Genomic DNA, 19,186 nt, shown 5'->3' with positions numbered 1-19,186 from the left:
AACACGATCACTGGGGAACGAATGATCACCATCGACGCACTGGCACCAGCCGACCGCCCGGGATGGGAGCGGCTGTTCGCGGGCTACAACGCCTTCTACGGACGCGAGACGATGCCGCCGGGTTTCTACGACAACGCGTGGGCGGAGTTCCAGTCCGGTGAACGGATGCACGCGTTGGGCGCGAAGCTCGACGGGGACCTCGTCGGCATCGTGCACTTCTTCGTCCACCCGAGCACTACCTCAGCGGACGTGTGCTACCTGCAGGACCTGTTCACGTCACCGGAAGCGCGCGGGAAAGGCGTTGCCCGCCAGCTGATCGCCGCGGTCAAGGACTGGGCGACCGGCCAGGGATGCGGACAGCTTTACTGGCACACCAAGCAGGACAACCACACCGCGCGTCTGCTCTACGACAAGGTCGCGGAGAACCGCGGCTTCATCCAGTACTCGATTCCACTCGAGCCGTGATCAGCACGACGTCGGAGCTCCACCGCACGCCTGACGATGTCTCGAGCGGACGGAGCGCCGACGTCACCGCGGCGCGGACTTCCGTTGTGTCACTGACGCAAGCCTGGTCCAACGCGTAACGCACCGGCCCCCACTTGAGGATGAAATCCGTCGCGTCGGCGGCGTTTTCGCCAACCACAGAAACGGTTTCCCGGGTTTGCACGGCAATGGCATCGAACCCCGCTTCGGCGAAGATCTTCCTGGCATACGAAGGATCTGCCAGTGAAGCGGGGTTCGGGCTGGTGTCGCCCGATTCGCGGGCCGGCCGCGGGACGAACTGCGACAACGCCTTGAACGCGACCATGCTGTCGCTGTCCGGTTTGAGTGCACCGCCCGCGATGAAGGCGACGCGCCCAGTGGGGCGCAGCGCGCGGCGGATGTTGCTGAACGCGGCCACCGGGTCGTCGAAGTACATGATTCCGCCACGGCTGATCGCCACGTCGAACTCGTTGTCCGGAATGGGATACGTCTGGGCATCCCCGTGGATGTAGGTGATGTTCGCCAGGTCCGACGAGGCAGCGCGGGCTTGGGCGAGCATCGGCCCGGACAGGTCGATTCCAGTGGCATGCGCGGCCAAGCCGGCGGCGATGCGAGTCGTTTGGCCTGCCCCGCATCCGACGTCCAATACCCGGTCGGTCGCGGTGAGCGCCGCGGCCGGGAACAGGTGCTCGTTCAGATCCGCGATCATCGCGTCGTACCGCGCGTGATGAGAGGCCCAGTGCTCGCCTTCGTAGCCGTTCCACGCCTTCGCTTGGTGTTCGTTCGCCATCAGACCCCCATCTGTATCGCAACTTGAAGTTGCGATAGCGTGGCAGACGATCGCCATCTAACGCAACCGGGAGTTGCAATGGAAGTCATCGGCCGAGGTGAGAAGGTGCGGACCGCGGTACTTGCGGCCACCCTGACCGAGCTCACCGAGAAGGGCTACGCCGGACTGACCGTCGACGAGATCGCGCGCCGGACCGGCGTGCACAAAACCACGATCTACCGGCGGTGGGGCGACCTGCGGACGCTGGTCCTCGACGCGATGACCGAGAACGCCACGATGGACATCCCCATCCCGGACACCGGCGAGATCGAACAGGACCTGCGCAGGCTCGCGGAATCGTTCGTCGACTGGATAACCAGCACGACCGGCCGCGCGATCGTCGCCGTCCTGCTGTCGGACGCGGCCGGCCTCCCCGAGATCGCCGACATCCCCAGGAAGCTGTACGAGGACGGCCCTCGGCGCGTCGCACCCATGATCGCCGCCGCAGTCGACCGGGGCGAACTGCCAGCCGACATCGATCCGGCGGGGCTGGTGAAGACCCTGCTCGCACCGATCTTCTTCGACCTGGTCATCACCGGTGTCGCGGTGGATGAGAAGACCGCGGCGCACGCTGCGGCCGTCGCTCTCGTGGCGGCACGGGAAGGTCTGCTGAAAGCTGTATGAAAGGTGGCGGCGGCACCCTCGTCCCAGTCGATCAGAACCAGGGAGCCGCAGTGCCTACGCCACCGCTTGGCCGGTTGTACGAGGTCAGTGGCCGGATGCTGGCGTTGCACAAGGACGGCGCCGGCGGGCCACCGGTGGTGTTCCTGCCCGGCGCGACCTTGGTCGGCTTGGACTACCTCAACGTCCACCGGCGGGTCAGCCAGTTCACCACCAGCGTGATCTATGACCGCGCGGGTACCGGCTGGAGCGACGCGGTCCGTCTGCCGCGCAACGCCACGGAACCGACCCTTGAGCTACGGACCCTGCTGAAGGCCGCCGAGGTCCGTGGGCCGTACATCTTCGTCGCGCATTCGCTTGGCGGGGTCTACGCACGCCGCTACTCGCAGCTTTTCCCTGACGAGGTCGCGGGTTTGCTCCTTCTCGATGTCCTGCACGAAGACTGGGACACCTACCTGCCCGAAGGGTCGCACCTGGCCGGCGTCCCCGAGCAGGACAGGCATCCGGACTTCGCCCCGGAACTGCTCGACTTCCTGCGAGACGTGCTCCGCCAGCGGCTCGTCGACTGGCCTCCGCGGGTGCGCGACCTGCTCATCGAGAAGCACCTGTCCGACGAGTGGTTCAAGATCGGCGCGACCGAGCGCAGCAACCTCGCGCAGCTCGCCGAGGAGATGCGTGGTCAGGGCGACTTCCCGGACGTTCCGTTGATCGTGATGTCCGCGCTTGGTGCCGACCCGGGACAGGAGCTGTTCGTCACCGAGGAGCAGGTCCAGCAGATCAACGACGGCAAGATGGCGCTCGACGACGCCATCGCCCGGTCAGTTCCACAGGGCGAGCACCGCGTTGTCCAAGCGTCGCAAAGCACGGTCACGATCGACGCCGCGGACGAGGTGGTGACGGCGATCCGCGACCTCGTTGAGCAGAGCCGTACCGTCTGCGCTGGGAACCGCTGCTCAGCGCCTTGAGCTGAGTAACGCCGCAACGGCTGACCGCAGCTCGTCATCCTCCAGCGCCGCGTACTGCTCGACGGCGTCGAGATACGCCGGTTTGTCCACGCGCTCGGCCAGTTCGCGGACCCGATGCGGTGCCATGGTCGGCTGGAAGCCACGGAGGTAACGACACCGTTCGGCCAATGCGATCATCCGGGGCGCGCGCTCAGGGTTGGCGGCGGCCAGCGCGACGAGCAACGCACCGATCACCTGGATGGTCCGGATAACCGGGGACGACGAGGTCGATCGCTCGGTCAGCAACTGGGCCAGGGTGTCCGGCAGACCTGCGGCCAGGTCAGCGACCAGGCCGAGTCTGCCGTGCTGCGCGTGCGCCACCACCGCGACGGCACGGCACTCCAGCACCCACAACTCCAGCCCTGGCGTGGTGGCGAGGAAGCCCTCCCCGCGCCGGCTGCCGAGCTGCTCGATCACGTGCCGCCATCGCCGCAGCCCAGTGTCGATGTCGCCACGGGCGAGCGCTATCTCCGCGCGCAGTCCCGGTCCGGGCAGCAGTTCCCCGGCGAAGTCGTCGACCCCGTTCAGCGCGGTGAGCGCCAGCCAACGCTCGGCCTCGTCGATCTCGTCGAGGCCGAGGCTGATCGCGACCATGGCCCAGCGAATCTGGGCGACGTGCCACGTGGATCCCATCTCCTGGAAGACCGGCAAAGTCTCGCGCATGTACGCCTTCGCCTGCGTCAACTGGCCGCTGTGGAAGTAACTGCTGGCAGCCAATGACAGCGCGGTGACGTGCAACCAGGGGTGGTCGGCCGCGGAGAACGACTCGATCGCGCGGTTCGCCGACGCGAGCACACGGACCGGATCGCTCACGGACCCGTTCCCGTAGCCGAACAGGATGTTGGCGAACCCGGCGATGTACGGATCGGGATCGGTGCACAGCTTCTCCAGTTCGCTGCGCTCGGTGCCCCAGAACTCAGGCGTGGCCGCCAGTACCTTCGCCCACGCTCGGACCAAGTTGTCAGCTGGGGCGCCGACTGACACCCTGCGCAGGGTGTACAGCGAACGTCCTGCGCGCGCACCCTTGGTGGCGAACGAGCCGAGGACGCACAACCCGGAAGCCGCCAACAGGACGTCGACGAATTCCGGCTCGGGCTGGTAATGCGACAACAGCCACGCTGTCTCATCGGTCAGCGCGGTCACTCGCTGATAGCTGGACTCGACCGTCCACAACGCGGCGAGCACAGCAGTTGTCGCGGCGACTGTCGGAGCGTCACCGCGTGTGACGCCTAGGCGCATCGCGTGCACCAGGTTGTCCTGTTCGGCCCGGATGATCTCGACGGCTGTCACGGGGTCGGCGTGGAACGGCAATTGGTAGTGTGCGCTGCCGAAGTCCTTGGCCCAGGCCAGGAAGGACGTGGTGACTGCCGGATCACGGCGCAGCGCACCGAACTCACGGACCGTCTCCAGCATCACGAACCGAGTGCCCGCCTTGGTTTCCCGTACCTTGAGCAGTGAATGGGCCACCAGCTGCTCGATCACGTCGTGCGAGCCGAGCACGTGCCGCGCCGCGGCCGCGGTGAACCCGCCAGGAAACACCGACAGGACCGGCAATGCCGTCTGTCCAGCCGGGTCCAGCAGCTGCCAGCTCCACTCGACGACCGCCTCCAGCGTGTGGTGCCGTTGTGGCAAGTCACGCGCTCCCCCGCGCAGCAACGTGAACCGATCGGCCAGCCGCCGCGCGATCTCCTCGACCGACATGACACGCACCCGCGCCGCAGCCAGTTCCAGAGCGAGTGGCAGGCCGTCGAGCTTGTGACACAACTGTTCCACGACGGCAGCGGGCAGCGTCACATCATGACGCGCGGCGCGTGCCCGCTGCGTGAACAGCTCGACAGCGGTCGGCAAATCCAGTTCCGGCAACGGATACACAGCTTCCGAGGACAACCCGAGCGGCGCGCGGCTGGTGGTCAGGACTCGAACGTCCTCGGTCTGCGTCACCACCGCGTGCACCAGGTCGGCCACCTCGTCCAGGACATGCTCGCAGTTGTCGAGAACCAGCAACGCGCGACTGCTGTCGAGGGTCTGCACCACGTCGAGCGTGTCCAATGTGGATTGGACTTCGGCGACGACTCCTTCGGTGATGCCCGCGAGCGGCACGAAATACACGACTCGCTGCTCGGCATGTCTGCTCACCACGTGCGCGAGCCGGGTCTTGCCCAAGCCGCCTGTGCCGACGATCGACGTCACTCGCGACGCGCTCAACAGCTTCGACACCGCGGTCACATCGTCATCCCTGCCCAGCAGTGGATTCGGATCGTGGAGTACGCCGTGCCGGACAGCCGGTGCCTGCGCTTGCAGCAAGTGCTGGTGCATCTTGCGCAGGGCGTGGCCGGGTTCGGTGCCCAGCTCGTCGCGCAGTGAACGGCGGTAGTCCTCGTACCGCCCGACCGCTGCGGAGGGGCCGATGACTGCGTCCTCGCAACGCAACAGTTCCAGCAGGAGTTCCTCGTCGCGTGGATGGCCGGCGACAAGCTCGGTCAACGGTGACAGGGCTTCGGCGTGACGGCCGAGACGAGCCAGCGACAACGCCCGCACCCGAACGAGCGATTGGTACGTCTGCGTTCGCTCGGCCCGCAGCACGGACAGCGGGTCGTCGGCTAACTCGGCCGGCGGCGGCTCGTCCCAGAAAGCCAGTCCCGCCTTGGCATCGCTCAGGGCGGCGGCGTGATCACCGTTCCGCGAGTGGTGAGCCGCCGCTGCTGCGCTGAGCACGACAGCCGAGGCGTCCACCTCAGTCTCGGGCAACGCCAGCCGGTAGCCCGTCGAAGTGTTGACGATGACGTCCGACCCCAGCTGTGCCCGTGCCCGCGACACCAGGACTTGGACCGCGTTGATCGGATTCTCCGGCCGCTTGTCCCGCCACAGGCCGTCGACCAGCCTGACGATCCCGCATCCGGTCTTCAGATCACCGGCAAGCATGGCGACCAGGCCGATCAACCGTGCGCCACTGAGCGATCTGCCCCGGAACTCCACCCGGGACAGCAGGACCAGGTCAGTCACCGCGCCTCCAACAGGGCCAGCGCGGCCGGGCGCAACTCGACCGTCCGCAAGGTGGCATACCGCGCGACTGCCTCTTCGTATGCCTCCAGGTCCACGCTCTCGGGCAGTTGACGCACGCGCGGGACGGACATCGTCGGCTGAAACCCACCCAGGTAATGGAATCGCTGGGCCAACGCCACTATCCGGGCTGCGTCGTGGCCGTCCACATGGGCCAAAGCGATGAGCATCACGCCGACGAGGGCGTGATCCACAACGTATGGCGAAGGCGCGGTGGCCGGGTTTTTCAGCAACGTCATCAGCTTGCCCGGCAACGCCTCGACTATGTCGGCCACCAGGTCAAGCCTGCCGTGCTGAGCGTGCGCCACGACGGTGATGGCTTCGTGTTCCAGGACCCACGGTTCCAAGCCTGGCGTTTCGACCTTGAAGGTCCGGGACTGGCGGTTGCGCATCTGGTCCACCGCACGCCGCCACTGCCGCAGCCCCGCGTCGATCTCACCGCGGGCCAGTGCGATCTCCGCGCGGGCACCTGCATCGGGTAGCAGCTCGTTCACCACGTCGTCCGCCTTGTTGAGCGCGGTCAGCGCCAGCCACCGTTCGGCTTCGTCGATCTCGCCGAGGTGCAGGTTGACCTGGACCATCCCCCACCGGATCTGAGCGACGTCAGACCAAGCGGCAAGCCCTTCCAGCAACGGCAACGCCATCTGCATGTAGGCCCGTGACTTGGCAGGCAAACCCGCCTGGAAGCACATCCCCGCGGCGATGCCGAGCGCGCCGAGTTGCAACCATGGCGAATCGGTCGTGGAAAGCACCTTGATCGCCCGGTCCACCGCCGTGACCGCGGCGTCGAGGTTGTTCAAGGCTCGGTACACGTAGCTGGCGACCCCGTTGGCGAATCCCGCCACGTACGGATTCACGTCCTCGCACAACGTTTTCAGCGCGGCCTGGTTGTCGCTCCAGTACTCCGGCGCCGCGGCGAACACCAGCGCCGCGGCTCGCAGCGGACTGTCACCCACCGGCTGCGGCGGCGGCAGCCTGCGCAGCGTGAGCAATCCGCGCGAGGGCTGGGGGCCTTCCACTGCGAACACGTTCGACGTGCACAGTACGACAGCCGCCCTGGTGACTTCGACGTAGTCGGGCTCCGGGGCATAGTGCGAAAGAATCCACGCTGTTTCCTTGGTCAGCGTGTACATCCGCGGATAGTTCGACTCGACCGTCCACAGTGCCGCGAGCACGCCTGTCGTCGCCGCGACGGTAGGCCCGTCGTCTGTGGCAAGACCGATGCGCAGCGCGTGCATCAAGTTGTCCTGCTCGGCCCGGATGTGATCAGCCGCGACGAAGGGATCCGCACGGAACAACGACTCGTAGTAGGTGCGCCCGAAGTGCCGTGTCCACGCCAGAAAACCGGCGAGGGCGTCAGGCCCGCGCCGCGCCGCACCGAACTCGCGGACGGTCTCCAGCATCCGCAAACGCGTTCCCGACCTGGTCTCGCTGACCTTGAGCAGCGAATGGTCCACCAGGTGCTCGAGCACGTCGTCCGACCCCAGCAGATGTGCTGCGGCCTGAGCGGTGAACCCGCCGGGAAACACCGACAGCACGGGCAACGCCGCCTGCCCTGCCGGGTCGAGCAGCTGCCAGCTCCACTCGACCACGGACTGCAGAGTCTGGTGCCGTTCGGGCGAGTCCCGAGCTGCCCCGCGCAGCAACGCGAACCGGTCGGTCAGCCGGTCGAGGATCTCCTCGACCGACATCACCCGCACCCGTGCCGCCGCCAGTTCCAGCGCAAGCGGAAGGCAATCGAGCTTGCGGCACAGTCGTTCCACTGCCTCATCCGGCACGCTGACGCCCGAGCGGGCAGCATTTGCGCGCTGCCGGAACAGCTCGACAGCGACGGGCAAGTCCAGTTCTGGCAACAGATAGACGGCCTCGGACGACAGACCGAGCGGCGCACGACTGGTCGTCAGCACACGCACGTCCTCGTTGCGCGAGATCAGCCTCCGCACCAGGTCCGCGACTTCGTCAAGCACATGCTCACAGTTGTCAAGGACCAGCAACGCGCCGCCGAGCACCGCGGCGAGGTCGGTGGTCTCCACTGCGGACTCGACCGCGGCCTCGACACCTTCGGTGAGCCCGACGAGCGGGACGAAATACACCGCGCGGTGCTCGGCGTGCCTGCTGACGACGTGCGCGAGTCTGGTCTTTCCCAATCCGCCAGGCCCGACGATGGATGTCACCCGCGCGGTCCGCAGCAGCGCGGTCACTGCCGCGATGTCGTCATCCCTGCCCAGCAAAGGGTTCGAGTCGTACAGCACTCCATATCGGACAGTGGGCGGCCGTCCGTGCAACAACTGCTCGTACATGGCCACCAACGCGGGGCCAGGGTCGGTGCCCAGCTCGTCCCGCAATGACCGCCGGTACTTCTCATACCGTGTCAAAGCCGCAGCCGCGCCGATCGTGGCATGCTCGCAGCGCAGCAGTTCCAGGAGTAGTTCTTCATCGCGAGGGGACTGAGCCACCAAGGCCGTCAGGTCCGGGAGGGCTGCGGCGTGCCGGCCCAGCCGGGACAGCGTCAGCGCACGAACCCGGACAAGCGAGTGGTACGTCAACGCCCGCTCAGCCCGGAGCGCGGTCAACGGATCGTGGGCCGATTCGACGGCAGGCGGCTCGTCCCACAACGCCAAGCCTGCCTCCGCATGCGCGAGTGCGGCCACGTGATCGCCTGTCCGCGATTCCCGGCTGGCCGCGGACGCGCTGAGCAACACCGCGGAAGAGTCGACCTGGTTCTCGGCGAGCGCGAGCCGGTAGCCCGTCGAGGTGCTGACGATGACCTCCGAGCCGAGCAGTGCCCGGGCGCGGGACACGAGGACCTGCACCGCGTTCGCGGGGTGTTCCGGCTGCTTGTCCGGCCACAGCCCTTCGACCAGCCTGCCGATCCCGCAACCAGTGCGCAGGTCGCCCGCGAGCAGGGCGAGCAGACCGATCAGCCGTGCGCCCTTGATCTGCCGGCCACGGAAGGCCACGCTCGACAGCAGGATCAAGTCGGTCATTGGCAAAGCCTAACCATTACGTACAGTCATCGATCTGACCTCGGACGGTGTCATCCCGCGTAGCCGTTTGAACGCCGCGCTCAGTGCGAAGGCGTTGCCGTATCCGACTTTCCTGGCGATCGCGGCGACTGTGGAGTCCGTGTCACGCAAGAGGTCGGCCGCGAGGGCGATCCGCCAGCTGGTCAGATACGCCATCGGCGGTTCGCCGACCGCCGCGGTGAACCTGCGGGCCAGCGCCGCCCGTGACGTGCCGATCTTGACCGCGAGGCTCACGACGGTCCACGGATGGGCCGGATCCTCGTGCATCAGCCGGAGCGCGTCGCTCACGATCGGATCCGCGGTCCGGTACCAGGCCGGAGCGTCGTGCTCGTCGAACCACGCGCGCAGGCTCGATACGAGCAACAGGTCCAGCATCCGGTCGAGTACCACCCGCTGCCCTTGCCTGGCCAGCGCCATCTCGGCGGTGACCAGGTCGAGCAGCGGGTTCGGCGCCCGCACCACGGTCACCGGCGGGAGCGCGTCGAGCAGGCGCTCGCTGATCGGGCCTTGATACGCGCCGCTCAGCAGCAACGCCGGGCCTTCAGGGAACCTGCACGCCTCGACATTCGATTCGGTGATGCAGTAGTCGTCGCTTTTGACCAGGTACTGCGGCGGCGTGCCCGGATCGTCGGCGATCGTGTACGGCCCTTTGATGATCGCGATCTCGCCCGTGCCCAACGCGACGGGCTGATCGCTGATCACCCACGCCTGCCCGCTCAACATCGCCGCCAGGGTCAACTGCACGCCCAGTTCGAACCGCAAGGACCACGGCGGTTTCATCGACGTCTGGTTGAACAGCGCCCCACGTGCTCGTACGCCGTCCAGCAAGTCCGCGAGCATGTCCACGTGATCAAGGTTAGACGCTCACGTATCGCAGCGAGCGTTTCGGCCATGGCTCGTCTCACCGATCATGGATTGACTGACGGCATGAATCCGATATTGGTGCTCGGCGGGACAGGCAAGGTCGGCAGCCGAGTCGTCGCCAGGCTCACCCAGCAGGCAACAGACGTCCGAATCGGTGCCCGCCGCACCGGCTTCGACTGGCTCGACCAGTCGACGTGGGACCCGGCGCTGGCCGGCGTGCGCGCCGTGTTCGTCGTTCCCCTTGATGGCGCGACGTTGACGGGCGAGTTCGTGACCAAGGCCGTCGAGGCGGGCGTCGAGCGGGTTGTGTTGTTGTCCGGCCGGGGCGTTGATGTCCCCGGTTACGGCAGAGACGACAACACCACCGGGTTGACGCATGTACTGGGCGAGAAAGCCGTGCGGGAGCTGGACATCGCGTGGACCATCCTGCGGCCGGGCTGGTTCGCCCAGAACTTCAGCGAAGGCTTCTTCGCCCCGGCCGTGCAGGCGGGCGAACTCCGGCTGCCCGCTGGGGACGGCGCGGTGACGTTCGTCGACGCGGAGGACATCGCGGACGTCGCCGTGGCCGCACTGACCGAGGAGAAGCACGCAGGCGAAACGTACGAATTATCCGGGCCGCGGGCACTGACGATGGCCGAGGCGATGGACGCGATCTCAGTGGCGAGTGGCCGGGAGGTTCGTTATGTCCCGCTCACGCCAGAGCAGTTCATCGCCGAGTGTGTCCAGGACGGCTGGTCGCAGCAGGACGCGGCCGACTTCGCCGACGTGGTCGGCGCGGTCAGGCGTGGCCTCGACGCGCACGTGTCCGACGGAGTCCAACGCGCACTGGGCCGCGAAGCCCGGGACTTCGCCACGTTCGCGAGCAATACGGTGTGGTCTGCCGTCCCGTCCCCTTGGCGGGACGGCAGACCTTCCACATGACCGGACGTGAAGCAGTGTTCGCCGTCCCGCCCCGACTCGGGACGGCGAACCTCGGGGTCAGACGTTCACGCTGACGTACTGCTTGCCGGTCGTGGTCTCGACGATCACCGCGGTGACGTCCTCGGCGGGGATCAACGCCGAACCGTCCAATGTGGTGCCGTCAGCCTTTTCCTTCGGCGGCACTACCCAACTGCCCGCTGACTCGTGTGTGCCGTCCTTGCTGACGACGATCAGCCGGCATTGCTCCCCCGCGGGGATCCCGCTGACGGCCGCGTTGATCCTGCTCCAGCCGGCGGCCGGCGTGATCCGCGCGGTGATCCGCGCACCGGTCGCGCTGTCCGTGGCGCTGGCGAATCGCACGCCAGGCGGCTGGGTCGTTGTCGGCGTCGGCGTCGGGTCCGCCCTTTGCTCTGTGGTGGAAGTGGATTGACCGAGTACGACGCCTCCACCGACGAGCACGGCGGCGGCTACGACAGCGGCGGCGACGGTCAGTAAGCGGGTACGGCGCTGGGTGGACGACGATTCGTTCCGCATCTGGCGCAGCGTCCGCTGCAGGACCAGGTCCGCGTCCTCCGGGTATCCCTCGAGCAGTGCCTCCGGCGGCACTTCGCCGAGGATGTCCTGCAACTCCCGCAATGTGTCCACCTCCCTACCGCACTCCTCGCATCCGGCGATGTGCTGTTCCACTTCGGCGGCCTGCTCCGGCGTCAGTTCGCCGGCCACAAAGGCGTCGATGTCCACGTGCTGCTGTTCGGACGCACTCATCAGGCCGCTCCTTCCATGCCGGTACCCCGTGCGGTGAACAAGTCACGTAACGCCCGTAGCGCGTAGTGCGAGCGTGACTTCACCGTTCCCGGTGGGATTCCTAGCGTTTCCGCGGTCTCGGTGACGCTCTGACCGCGGACGTAGATCTCGACGAGCACCGACCGGTGCACGTCCGGCAGCTGTTCGAGGGCGTCCAGCACGACCAGCGAGTTGACCACCTTGTCGGCGTGGTCCTTCTCGACCGGCCCGGTGGTCGGCGACTCGGCGACCTCCTTGGGCCGGGCGTTCTTGGCTCGCACCCCGTCCAAGACGAGGTTGCGCACCACAGTCAGCAGCCAGCCACGCACCGAGCCTTTGCCGTTGACCAGCGCCTCGGGGTGTTTCCACGCCCGGATCAGCGCCTCCTGCACGACATCCTCGGCCGTGGCCCGGTCATTGGTCAGCCGGGTCGCGTAGGCGAGCATCGCCCGGCCATGTTCCTCGAACAATGTCCGGACCAGTGCCTCATCTGCGACTTGGCGGTGACGAGTTCTCACCCCGCCCATCCGTTCACACCTCCACGGCCTTAAGTTCTCGACCAACACGCGTTTCGGATCGAAACGGCTCACCAGAATTTATGTGACGCGCGTCACATCCGCCCGTTGTGGGATTATCAGACGTGCCGTTACGGACCACGTTTATAACCACGCTCTGCGCCTTGGCCGCCGTCACGTCCGCTTGCAGTAGCGAGTCAGGCAATTCGGACTACATCGACATCAACCAAGTGTCCGTGCGGCAGCCCCAGCCGAACGTCGGCACGTGGCAGATCGATTGCGGCACCAACGAAAACGAGCACCGCAACGCGGACAACGTGGTCGCCCAGCCCAAGCTGCCCGCCGGCGCCCATCACGTGCACGACTACGTGGGAAATGTGTCCACGAACGCGTTCTCGACCAACGACACGCTTGAAGCGTCGGCGACAACTTGCCAGTTCGATGACAAATCCACGTATTACTGGCCAGTGCTCCGGCTGGTCGACGAACCAGGCCACGACGCGCACTCCCCCGGCGGCGGAATTCACGGCAATCACGGCCGGATCCTGCGGCCGCATTCCGTGGTGATCCAGTTCCGCGGCAACGCCGTGAGCAATGTCGTTGCCATGCCACGGTTTCTGCGCGCGATCACCGGAAATCCGGTTGCGGTGTCCCAGAACGGGGAGCACACCGCACGCGTCCAGTGGACCTGTTCGGGCGACCGGACCAGGGTCACCAACCGCTATCCGCGCTGCGGTGCGGGACAGCAAGTGGTTCGGATCTTCGACTTCCCGAGTTGCTGGGACGGCCTGCAGACCGACAGCGAGCTGCATCGCAGCCACCTCACGTTCCCGAACGGCGACGCGTGCCGTGTGGGTACTTTTCCCGTGCCACAGCTGCACATCGAGGTCTCATACGCGATCCCGCCTGGCGCACGCTACGCGATCGACTCGTTCCCGGAAGAGGGTCGTAAACCCCTCACCGACCACGCCATGTTCATCGGCGTACTGCCCGCACCGCTCATGGCGCGCGTGGTCGAGTGCGTCAACAGCCGCAGGACGTGCTGAAACACCAGGTTCAAGATTTTTTTGAACCTCGGCGAACCCATTTGCGTGTCAGGCCAAAGCGGGTTGGCGACCGACCGCCGGCCCCTGGGCTCGCACTGGAGTGATTCCAATGGCGCGCAAGCAATCCATCGCCCTTGCCGCCCTAGTGGCGCTCGGCCTTACGGCATGCACCGAACAACAACCTGAGCAACAGGACGCCACCGGCTTGGCTGTCGAGGAGCAGGGCGCCGCGCAGAACAACGCGGGTTCCCAATCCCAAGCAGGCCCGTTGCTGTTGTTCGGCACGGCCAAGATGTACAACGTGCCACCCGACTCCACCGGTTGGGCCCAGTTGCAGGCGGGCAAAGCAGGAGCGTTGAACTCGGTGTTGGTCGACGCCAACGGGATGACGCTGTACCGCTTCGACAACGACACCGCAGACCCGCCGCAATCCAACTGCGACGGCGACTGCGCGGCGTCCTGGCCACCGGTGACCGTCGCCCACAACGGCCGGATCTTCCTGACCGGCGTGGAGAAATCCGACGTCGGCGTGGTCCGCAGGGCCGATGGGTTCCTGCAGGTGACCGTCGCGGGCTGGCCGGTCTACCGGCACGTCAACGACAAGAAACCGGGCGACACCAAGGGTCAGGGCGCCGGCCGGACGTGGTTCGGCATCACACCGACCGGCAAGAAAGCCGGAACCGGCACCACCCCGCCGAACCCGGTCGCGGGCGGCGCGACGCTGTTCGACGGCCCGAACTTCAGCGAGTCGTCGCAAGACGCCCGGGGCAAGGGATGCCAGAACCTGCCGCGGCCGAAGGTGACGTCCTCGGTGTCCGCCACCGGATGGGTCACGCTCTGGTCGGAGAAGGGCTGCACCGGCAGGTCGCTGGCAGTCAGCGGCAAGATCCCAGACCTGACCAAGACCCGCTTCGACGACACCGTCGCGTCGGTCTCGTTCGATTAAGGCGCGTCTGACGCGCCCTTAGTTCAGGGTGACCAGCGCGTGGATCGGGAAATGATCCGACGGGATCTGCTTGCCGGAGGCGAACGTGTTGATCGCCGCGTAGGTCGTGGTGGCACCCTTGGTGAGGATCCAGTCGATCCGGCTGCCACCCGGCCGGATCCCGCGATATCCGTGATACGTCGAGTACAACGGGGACAGCCGTTGCCGTGCCGAGACCCACGAGTCGGCGAACCCGCCTTCGGTCACCAGGACGTGGTAGCTGCGCGACCTTGTCGCCGGATCGTTGAAGTCCCCGATCAGCAGGACCGGCAGCCCCGGCGCGAACTGGGTGAGCCGTTCCCGGACCAGGTACGCGCTGCGGATGCTCGCATCCTCGGAGTGGTTGTCGAAGTGGGTGTTGACGGTGACGAACTCGCGGCCGGTGCGCAGGTCCGCGAACCGGGCCCACGTCACCATCCGCGGCACGACGTTGCCCCAGGACTTCGAGCCGGCCACTTCCGGCGTGTCGGACAGCCAGAAGTGGTTCGACGCCAACGCCTTCAACCGCTGGGAGTCGTAGAAGACGGCCGCGAACTCGTCCCGCATGCCACCTTCGCGGCCCACCCCGATCCATTCGTAGTGCGACGGCAGATCGCGGTCGATGTCCAGCAGTTGCGAGTACATGCCTTCCTGCGTGCCGAGAATGGTCGGCAGTTCACCGTTGAGCAGTTCGGCCATCACCGGACGGCGTTGCTCCCAGGAGTTCGGTTTCTTGTCCGACGCGAACCTCAGGTTGTACGACATGATGTGCAACCCGTCGGGTTGAGCGGGACCGATGATCGGTGACGGGTCGGCGTCGGCCGTCCTCATCAGCATCGCGAAGCTGATCCCCAGCGTCGCGACCAAGCCGATCACGCTCTTGCGGACCCTCCTGGACAATCCCCCACCGCCCCACCGGTCAGCCCTGCCGTTTGCATTCCGAATACAGCTTTTCGGCCACGGCGACAAGCTGTTTGCCCACCGGGCCGATCAGGTCTGGGTCCATCAGGTCGATGACGCGCCGCCGCACGCTGGCCAAATGGGTGGGATACGCCGACTCGAGCCGGGCCAGCCCCGCGGGGGTCAGAACGGCGTTGTACCCCCGGCCGTCCGTGCAGGTGCGCTGCTTGTCCACCAGGCCACGAGATTGCAGGTTGTCGACCACCCGGGTAATGCGGCTCGCGGACAACGCGGTTGCCGTCGCCAGGTCCGCCATGCGCAGCTGCCGGTTCTCCGCTTCGGACAGGTGCATGAGCACGGAGTAGTCAGTCAGCGACAGTCCGGTGTTGCGCAGTAGGTCGTCGTCAAGGCCACGGGGAAGCGAGACCATCAACCGCGCGAGCGCCCGCCACAAGGCTTCTTCTCGCGCGGACAACGGTTGATCGCTCATAACGGGGAGTATAGCGGTTTTTGGTAAGCGACCGCTTATATTAGGGGTTTGACCCCGTTCGCCGCGAACCGAACGAAGCCCTCGGGGTCGGGTTCGTCCGCCGTGGGTTGCAGGACAACCGTGTCCGCCCCCGCCTCGGCCAACCGGAGTACGGCGGCCGCGACGTCCTCCGCATTCCCCGCGACTCCCGCCTTGGCTCCTTCGTTGTCGGCCGCGATCCGCTCGGCCGCCCCTTCCCCTGTCGCAGTCAGGAGATAGACCACGATCTCGTGGGGGTCGGACTTGCCCGCGGCGGCTCGGCCCTCATCGATCAACTGGCGTGCCTTCGCCAGGATTTCCGGCGTTGTCGCGGCGGTGAGGATCGTTCCGTCCGCGATCTCGCCGCAGAGACGGATCGAGCGCGGCCCGGTCGCCCCCGCGTAGAGCGGAGGCACGCTCTGCGGCGGCCAATCCAGTGCGACGTCCTGGAGTTTCACGTAGCGGCCCTCGGTCGTCACCCGCTCGCCCGCGAGCAGCGAGCGCATCGCGACCGCGTACTCCCGCAGCAACGTCACCGGGGACTCGGCCCTCGCACCGACTTGCCCCATCCAGTCCTGCACGCCGTGGCCAAGGCCGATCAGCGCGCGGTCGGGAAACATCCGGTGCAGGGTCGCGGTCTCCATTGTGGCCAGTGCGACATTCCTGAGCGGCACCGGGAGCAGGCCGATACCGACCTTCAACCGCTCGGTCCAGGCGAGTGCGGCGGACGCGGTCGCGATGCCACCCTCGAGGAAGCAGTCCTCCCACACCCACAACTGCTCGAGTCCGGCTTCCTCGGCTGCTTCGACGACTCCGCGCAGCCGCTCAGGCGGAAGCTGGGGACGAAAAACCGCACCAAGAGTTGTCACAAGATCTTCATACACCATCGAACGGCGGCCGGTCCGGTTCACACGAAGCGCCTTCGGCCGGCAACCGCAGGTCGATCAGGTAATCGGCGCGGATCTTGTCGGTGCACGTGCCCACGATGGAATGCCCGTGTCCCTCCACCACAACCAGCCGCGCGTTGCCCATTGCCCGCTGTGCCTTGACTGCCATGGTCAACGGGGTCACTGGATCGAAGCGATTGTTGATGAGCAAAGCCGGGACGCCGGACTTCAGCCGCCAAGGCCCGGTGTACCGCTGCTTTGGCTGTGGCCACGTCGCGCACGGCTGCGCCATGTACAACCAGTGTCGTCCGTAGTGCGGCACGTTCGCGTCGGAAGCTCTCGCGAACAGCGGCCATAGTCCCGGCGCCTTCGGCAGATCGACGTCGGCGCAGGTGATGGCGATGAACGAGGACAGGAAGTCCAGCCGGAACCCGGCACCGCCAAGGATGGCGCCCGCGATCTGCGGATCGCCGTCGGGTCCGCGTTCGATGGCATCAAGGATCGCCGCCAACGCGGGCCATCCTTGTTGCGTGTCGTAAAGCATCGACACCTGGGCAGGAACGAGGTCCTGGTAGCGGACCTGCACGGCGGCATCGCCGCGACCGACCGTGATCGGGCCGTTCTTCAGCCGTGCCAGCAAGGAAGCGTTGCGCCCGCTGACATCCGGCCCAGCGAACGCACATGCGGGCTTACCCGCCTCGGTACACAGCCTGGCGAACTCCGCCCACACTCCGGCCGTGCCCTCGGCCCGCTCCCACAAGGCATTGAGCGTCGAGGTCGAGTAGCTCACCGGATCCATCATCGCGTTGAGCTGCAAAGCCCGTACCCGGTCACCGAAGAGTGCACCGTAGACTTCGCCGATGTAGCTCGCGTACGAGCCACCGGTGTAGGTCAGCTTCGCGTCACCGACCGCACGCCGCAACAGGTCCAGGTCTCGCGCGACGTCCACAGTGGTCAGATTGTTGACGAGATCCGCGCTGTGCCGGGCGCATCCGTCGGCGAAGGCCTTGCTCCCCTGCGTGGTCCTCTTCTCCTCGGCAGGTGTTGCGGGCGGCATCGGGATGGTGTCCCAGAAATGCGCCTGTTCCTCGGGCGAGGAGAAGCACTTCACCTGTCGGCTGCGCACGACACCGCGCTGGTCGAAGGTCACGACGTCGAACCGGCGGGCTATTTCCGCCGACGCGAGGCCGTCCTTGGCCGCGTCGATGCCCGATCCACCTGGACCGCCGACCGCGGTGAACAACGTCCCGATCCGATCGCCAGTGGCACGTTGGCGCAGCACGGCGATCCCCAGTGTGGCGCCGCGCGGCTTGGCGTAGTCCAGCGGGACGTCAGCGATCGCGCATTCGTACTGCTGGAGGCCTTCCTCGGTACATCGTGCCCAGTTCAACGCCGGGGTGGGCACGGCATCCGCTTGTGCGACAAGGCTGTTGTCAGCAGCCGCTGCCGGGACCGCTGTACCTGCGACGAGCAAGCCGGCCGTCAGAAGCTTGAGCATCATGCGCCCAAGAGTGGCGTGAATGCCAGCGTGCGCGCGTCCTACTTTTGACCGACATCCCAGGTGACCGGCAGTGCGTGCACACCGAAAATGACCATGTCGTCACGCACCGGCACCTCGTCCGGCGAGACGGCCATGGCCAGGTCGGGAAAACGCCTGAACAGGGCGGGAAACGCGACGCGCATCTCCACTCGTGCCAACTGCTGCCCCAGGCACTGGTGCACACCGTGTCCAAAAGCGACATGGCCGTGGGTGTCCCTGCGCAGGTCCAAAGCGTCTGGATCGGCGAACTTCGCGGTGTCCCGGTTGGCGCCCGGCAACGAGAGCATGACCGTCTCCCCCGCTTTGACCAGCACACCGTCGACCTCGACGTCCTCAAGGGCTGACCGTGCCGTGCCGGGAACCACTGGCAGATAACGGAGCAGTTCTTCAATCGCGTTGTCCACGGTCGCCGGGTCAGTGAGGACCGGGATTTGTGCGCGGTCGAGCAGCAGCGCGAAAGTCCCCAGCCCCAGCACGTTCGCGGTGGTGTCGAGGCCACCTCCGAGCAGCAGGAAGGCGATGTTGGTGACTTCCTCGTCGGTCAGGTCACTGTCGTGGATCAGGCCGCTGAGCAGGTCGTCGGTCGGCGACTTGCGCTTTTCCTTGACCAACGTCCCGAGATAAGCCGACACGGACATCACTGCCGCAGTGACGTCCTGTTTGGGCACGTCGGTCCTGGACATCGTCATGGCCTCCGCCATGAAGCGCTCCCGGTAGTCCAGCGGCGCACCGAGGAGTTCGCAGATCACCTGGGCCGGAATGGGCGCTGCGAAGGACTGTACGAGGTCAGCGACCGGGCCTTCGTCGGCCATTCGATCGAGGTACTGGCCGGTGACCTGTTCGATGTGCTCGGTCAGCTTGCGCATCCGGCGCACGGTGAACTGGCCGGTCAGATGCTTGCGGTACCGGGTGTGATCGGGCGGGTCCATTCCGATGAACATGCCGGGCCGGGCAGGTGGCGTGGTCGCCGCGCTGGAGAAGAACGTGCTGCGCAGCTCCTGGCGCGCGCTGAACCGAGGGTCGGCGAGGATCTCGCGGATCATCGACCGTTTGCTGATCAGCCAGCCCAGCGTGCCATCCGGATAGCGCAGCCGCGACACCGGCGCACGAACCTCCTTGGGCGGGTTGAACGGGCCGTCACTGGTGAGGGGGTACGTGATGGGTTCCATGAGAGCCATGGAACTACATCAAGTGTAAGTTTGCAATGAGAGCAAGATTATCCCTGGTGTAAGGTT

General features: G+C 66.5%; 17 protein-coding genes. 6 read left to right on the top strand and 11 right to left on the bottom strand.

All coding sequences use genetic code 11. From position 1 onward, the window contains the following. Nucleotides 1–21 precede the first annotated feature (21 nt). A complete protein-coding gene (locus B9C43_RS03650; protein ID WP_033391345.1) occupies nt 22–465 on the top strand; it encodes a GNAT family N-acetyltransferase in 444 nt (147 codons plus the stop codon). On the opposite strand, the gene B9C43_RS03645 is transcribed toward B9C43_RS03650, so the two are convergent. Then, nucleotides 434–1,273, bottom strand: a complete 840-nt coding sequence (locus tag B9C43_RS03645) for a class I SAM-dependent methyltransferase (protein ID WP_160096297.1) — start codon at nt 1,271–1,273, stop codon at nt 434–436. The two genes, B9C43_RS03650 and B9C43_RS03645, sit on opposite strands and share 32 nt — an antisense overlap. Before the next feature lie 78 nt (nt 1,274–1,351). Between B9C43_RS03645 and B9C43_RS03640 the strand changes: the two genes are divergently transcribed. Beyond that, nucleotides 1,352–1,936 (top strand): TetR/AcrR family transcriptional regulator, encoded by a 585-nt coding sequence (locus B9C43_RS03640; protein WP_200825413.1) that lies wholly within the window; start codon nt 1,352–1,354, stop codon nt 1,934–1,936. A 50-nt stretch (nt 1,937–1,986) separates the two neighbouring features. Beyond that, on the top strand, nt 1,987–2,898 hold the full coding sequence (locus B9C43_RS03635) for an alpha/beta fold hydrolase (RefSeq protein WP_235038417.1): 912 nt from the start codon (nt 1,987–1,989) through the stop codon (nt 2,896–2,898). Here the strand turns inward: B9C43_RS03635 and B9C43_RS03630 are convergent. The 3 genes from B9C43_RS03630 to B9C43_RS03620 are packed head-to-tail and all read right to left on the bottom strand — an operon-like array spanning nt 2,887 to nt 9,869. Beyond that, complete coding sequence (locus B9C43_RS03630; protein WP_235038416.1) at nt 2,887–5,940, bottom strand: ATP-binding protein; 3,054 nt, start codon at nt 5,938–5,940, stop codon at nt 2,887–2,889. The two genes, B9C43_RS03635 and B9C43_RS03630, sit on opposite strands and share 12 nt — an antisense overlap. Continuing rightward, entirely contained in the window at nt 5,937–8,984 is a 3,048-nt protein-coding gene (locus tag B9C43_RS03625) for an ATP-binding protein (protein ID WP_084424573.1), read from the bottom strand. The genes B9C43_RS03630 and B9C43_RS03625 overlap by 4 nt, the downstream gene beginning before the upstream one ends. A 9-nt stretch (nt 8,985–8,993) precedes the next feature. Continuing rightward, entirely contained in the window at nt 8,994–9,869 is an 876-nt protein-coding gene (locus B9C43_RS03620; protein WP_084424571.1) for an AraC family transcriptional regulator, read from the bottom strand. An 81-nt stretch (nt 9,870–9,950) separates the two neighbouring features. Here B9C43_RS03620 and B9C43_RS03615 point away from each other — a divergent pair, with 81 nt between their 5' ends. Continuing rightward, nucleotides 9,951–10,808 (top strand): NAD(P)H-binding protein, encoded by an 858-nt coding sequence (locus B9C43_RS03615; RefSeq protein WP_200825412.1) that lies wholly within the window; start codon nt 9,951–9,953, stop codon nt 10,806–10,808. A 57-nt stretch (nt 10,809–10,865) separates the two neighbouring features. Here the strand turns inward: B9C43_RS03615 and B9C43_RS03610 are convergent, their stop codons facing one another. Together B9C43_RS03610 and B9C43_RS03605 are read right to left on the bottom strand one after the other, a co-directional pair. Next, complete coding sequence (locus B9C43_RS03610) at nt 10,866–11,573, bottom strand: anti-sigma factor family protein (RefSeq protein WP_084424568.1); 708 nt, start codon at nt 11,571–11,573, stop codon at nt 10,866–10,868. Further along, complete coding sequence (locus B9C43_RS03605; RefSeq protein ID WP_033391328.1) at nt 11,573–12,118, bottom strand: sigma-70 family RNA polymerase sigma factor; 546 nt, start codon at nt 12,116–12,118, stop codon at nt 11,573–11,575. Before B9C43_RS03605 ends, B9C43_RS03610 begins: the two co-directional genes overlap by 1 nt. A 152-nt stretch (nt 12,119–12,270) precedes the next feature. Here B9C43_RS03605 and B9C43_RS03600 point away from each other — a divergent pair, with 152 nt between their 5' ends. Both B9C43_RS03600 and B9C43_RS03595 read left to right on the top strand, forming a co-directional pair. Continuing rightward, complete coding sequence (locus B9C43_RS03600; protein ID WP_235038415.1) at nt 12,271–13,152, top strand: DUF1996 domain-containing protein; 882 nt, start codon at nt 12,271–12,273, stop codon at nt 13,150–13,152. Nucleotides 13,153–13,261: 109 nt separating this feature from the next. Further along, nucleotides 13,262–14,098, top strand: coding sequence for a hypothetical protein (locus B9C43_RS03595; protein ID WP_033391327.1), 837 nt, complete (start codon nt 13,262–13,264; stop codon nt 14,096–14,098). An 18-nt stretch (nt 14,099–14,116) separates the two neighbouring features. Here B9C43_RS03595 and B9C43_RS03590 read toward each other — a convergent pair whose 3' ends face one another. From B9C43_RS03590 to B9C43_RS03570, 5 genes are read right to left on the bottom strand one after another with little or no spacing between them, the layout of a single operon-like run. Further along, nucleotides 14,117–15,016 (bottom strand): endonuclease/exonuclease/phosphatase family protein, encoded by a 900-nt coding sequence (locus B9C43_RS03590; protein ID WP_235038414.1) that lies wholly within the window; start codon nt 15,014–15,016, stop codon nt 14,117–14,119. 19 nt (nt 15,017–15,035) lie between these two features. Further along, nucleotides 15,036–15,506, bottom strand: coding sequence for a MarR family winged helix-turn-helix transcriptional regulator (locus B9C43_RS03585; RefSeq protein WP_084424566.1), 471 nt, complete (start codon nt 15,504–15,506; stop codon nt 15,036–15,038). A gap of 35 nt (nt 15,507–15,541) precedes the next feature. Further along, the gene (locus tag B9C43_RS03580; protein WP_084425563.1) at nt 15,542–16,393 is read right to left on the bottom strand and encodes an LLM class flavin-dependent oxidoreductase; all 852 of its coding nucleotides are present in this window, start codon (nt 16,391–16,393) and stop codon (nt 15,542–15,544) included. Nucleotides 16,394–16,400: 7 nt separating this feature from the next. Continuing rightward, on the bottom strand, nt 16,401–17,912 hold the full coding sequence (locus B9C43_RS03575) for an alpha/beta hydrolase (RefSeq protein WP_235038413.1): 1,512 nt from the start codon (nt 17,910–17,912) through the stop codon (nt 16,401–16,403). 38 nt (nt 17,913–17,950) lie between these two features. Then, nucleotides 17,951–19,120, bottom strand: a complete 1,170-nt coding sequence (locus B9C43_RS03570) for a cytochrome P450 (protein WP_235038412.1) — start codon at nt 19,118–19,120, stop codon at nt 17,951–17,953. Nucleotides 19,121–19,186: the final 66 nt, after the last annotated feature.

It is taken from the genome of Kibdelosporangium aridum, from assembly GCF_900176515.1.
Lineage (GTDB): Bacteria > Actinomycetota > Actinomycetes > Mycobacteriales > Pseudonocardiaceae > Kibdelosporangium > Kibdelosporangium aridum.
The sequence above is the reverse complement of the archived record's forward strand: the minus strand, read 5'-3'. Positions and strand labels throughout refer to the sequence as shown.

Bases quoted from the DNA above. Each gene is read 5' to 3' on its own strand.
- B9C43_RS03650 (WP_033391345.1), top strand. From the start codon at position 22: ATGATCACCATCGACGCACTGGCACCAGCCGACCGCCCGGGATGGGAG.
- B9C43_RS03645 (WP_160096297.1), bottom strand. From the start codon at position 1,273: ATGGCGAACGAACACCAAGCGAAGGCGTGGAACGGCTACGAAGGCGAG.
- B9C43_RS03640 (WP_200825413.1), top strand. From the start codon at position 1,352: ATGGAAGTCATCGGCCGAGGTGAGAAGGTGCGGACCGCGGTACTTGCG.
- B9C43_RS03625 (WP_084424573.1), bottom strand. From the start codon at position 8,984: ATGACCGACTTGATCCTGCTGTCGAGCGTGGCCTTCCGTGGCCGGCAG.
- B9C43_RS03615 (WP_200825412.1), top strand. From the start codon at position 9,951: ATGAATCCGATATTGGTGCTCGGCGGGACAGGCAAGGTCGGCAGCCGA.
- B9C43_RS03610 (WP_084424568.1), bottom strand. From the start codon at position 11,573: ATGAGTGCGTCCGAACAGCAGCACGTGGACATCGACGCCTTTGTGGCC.
- B9C43_RS03605 (WP_033391328.1), bottom strand. From the start codon at position 12,118: ATGGGCGGGGTGAGAACTCGTCACCGCCAAGTCGCAGATGAGGCACTG.
- B9C43_RS03595 (WP_033391327.1), top strand. From the start codon at position 13,262: ATGGCGCGCAAGCAATCCATCGCCCTTGCCGCCCTAGTGGCGCTCGGC.
- B9C43_RS03585 (WP_084424566.1), bottom strand. From the start codon at position 15,506: ATGAGCGATCAACCGTTGTCCGCGCGAGAAGAAGCCTTGTGGCGGGCG.
- B9C43_RS03575 (WP_235038413.1), bottom strand. From the start codon at position 17,912: ATGATGCTCAAGCTTCTGACGGCCGGCTTGCTCGTCGCAGGTACAGCG.
- B9C43_RS03570 (WP_235038412.1), bottom strand. From the start codon at position 19,120: ATGGAACCCATCACGTACCCCCTCACCAGTGACGGCCCGTTCAACCCG.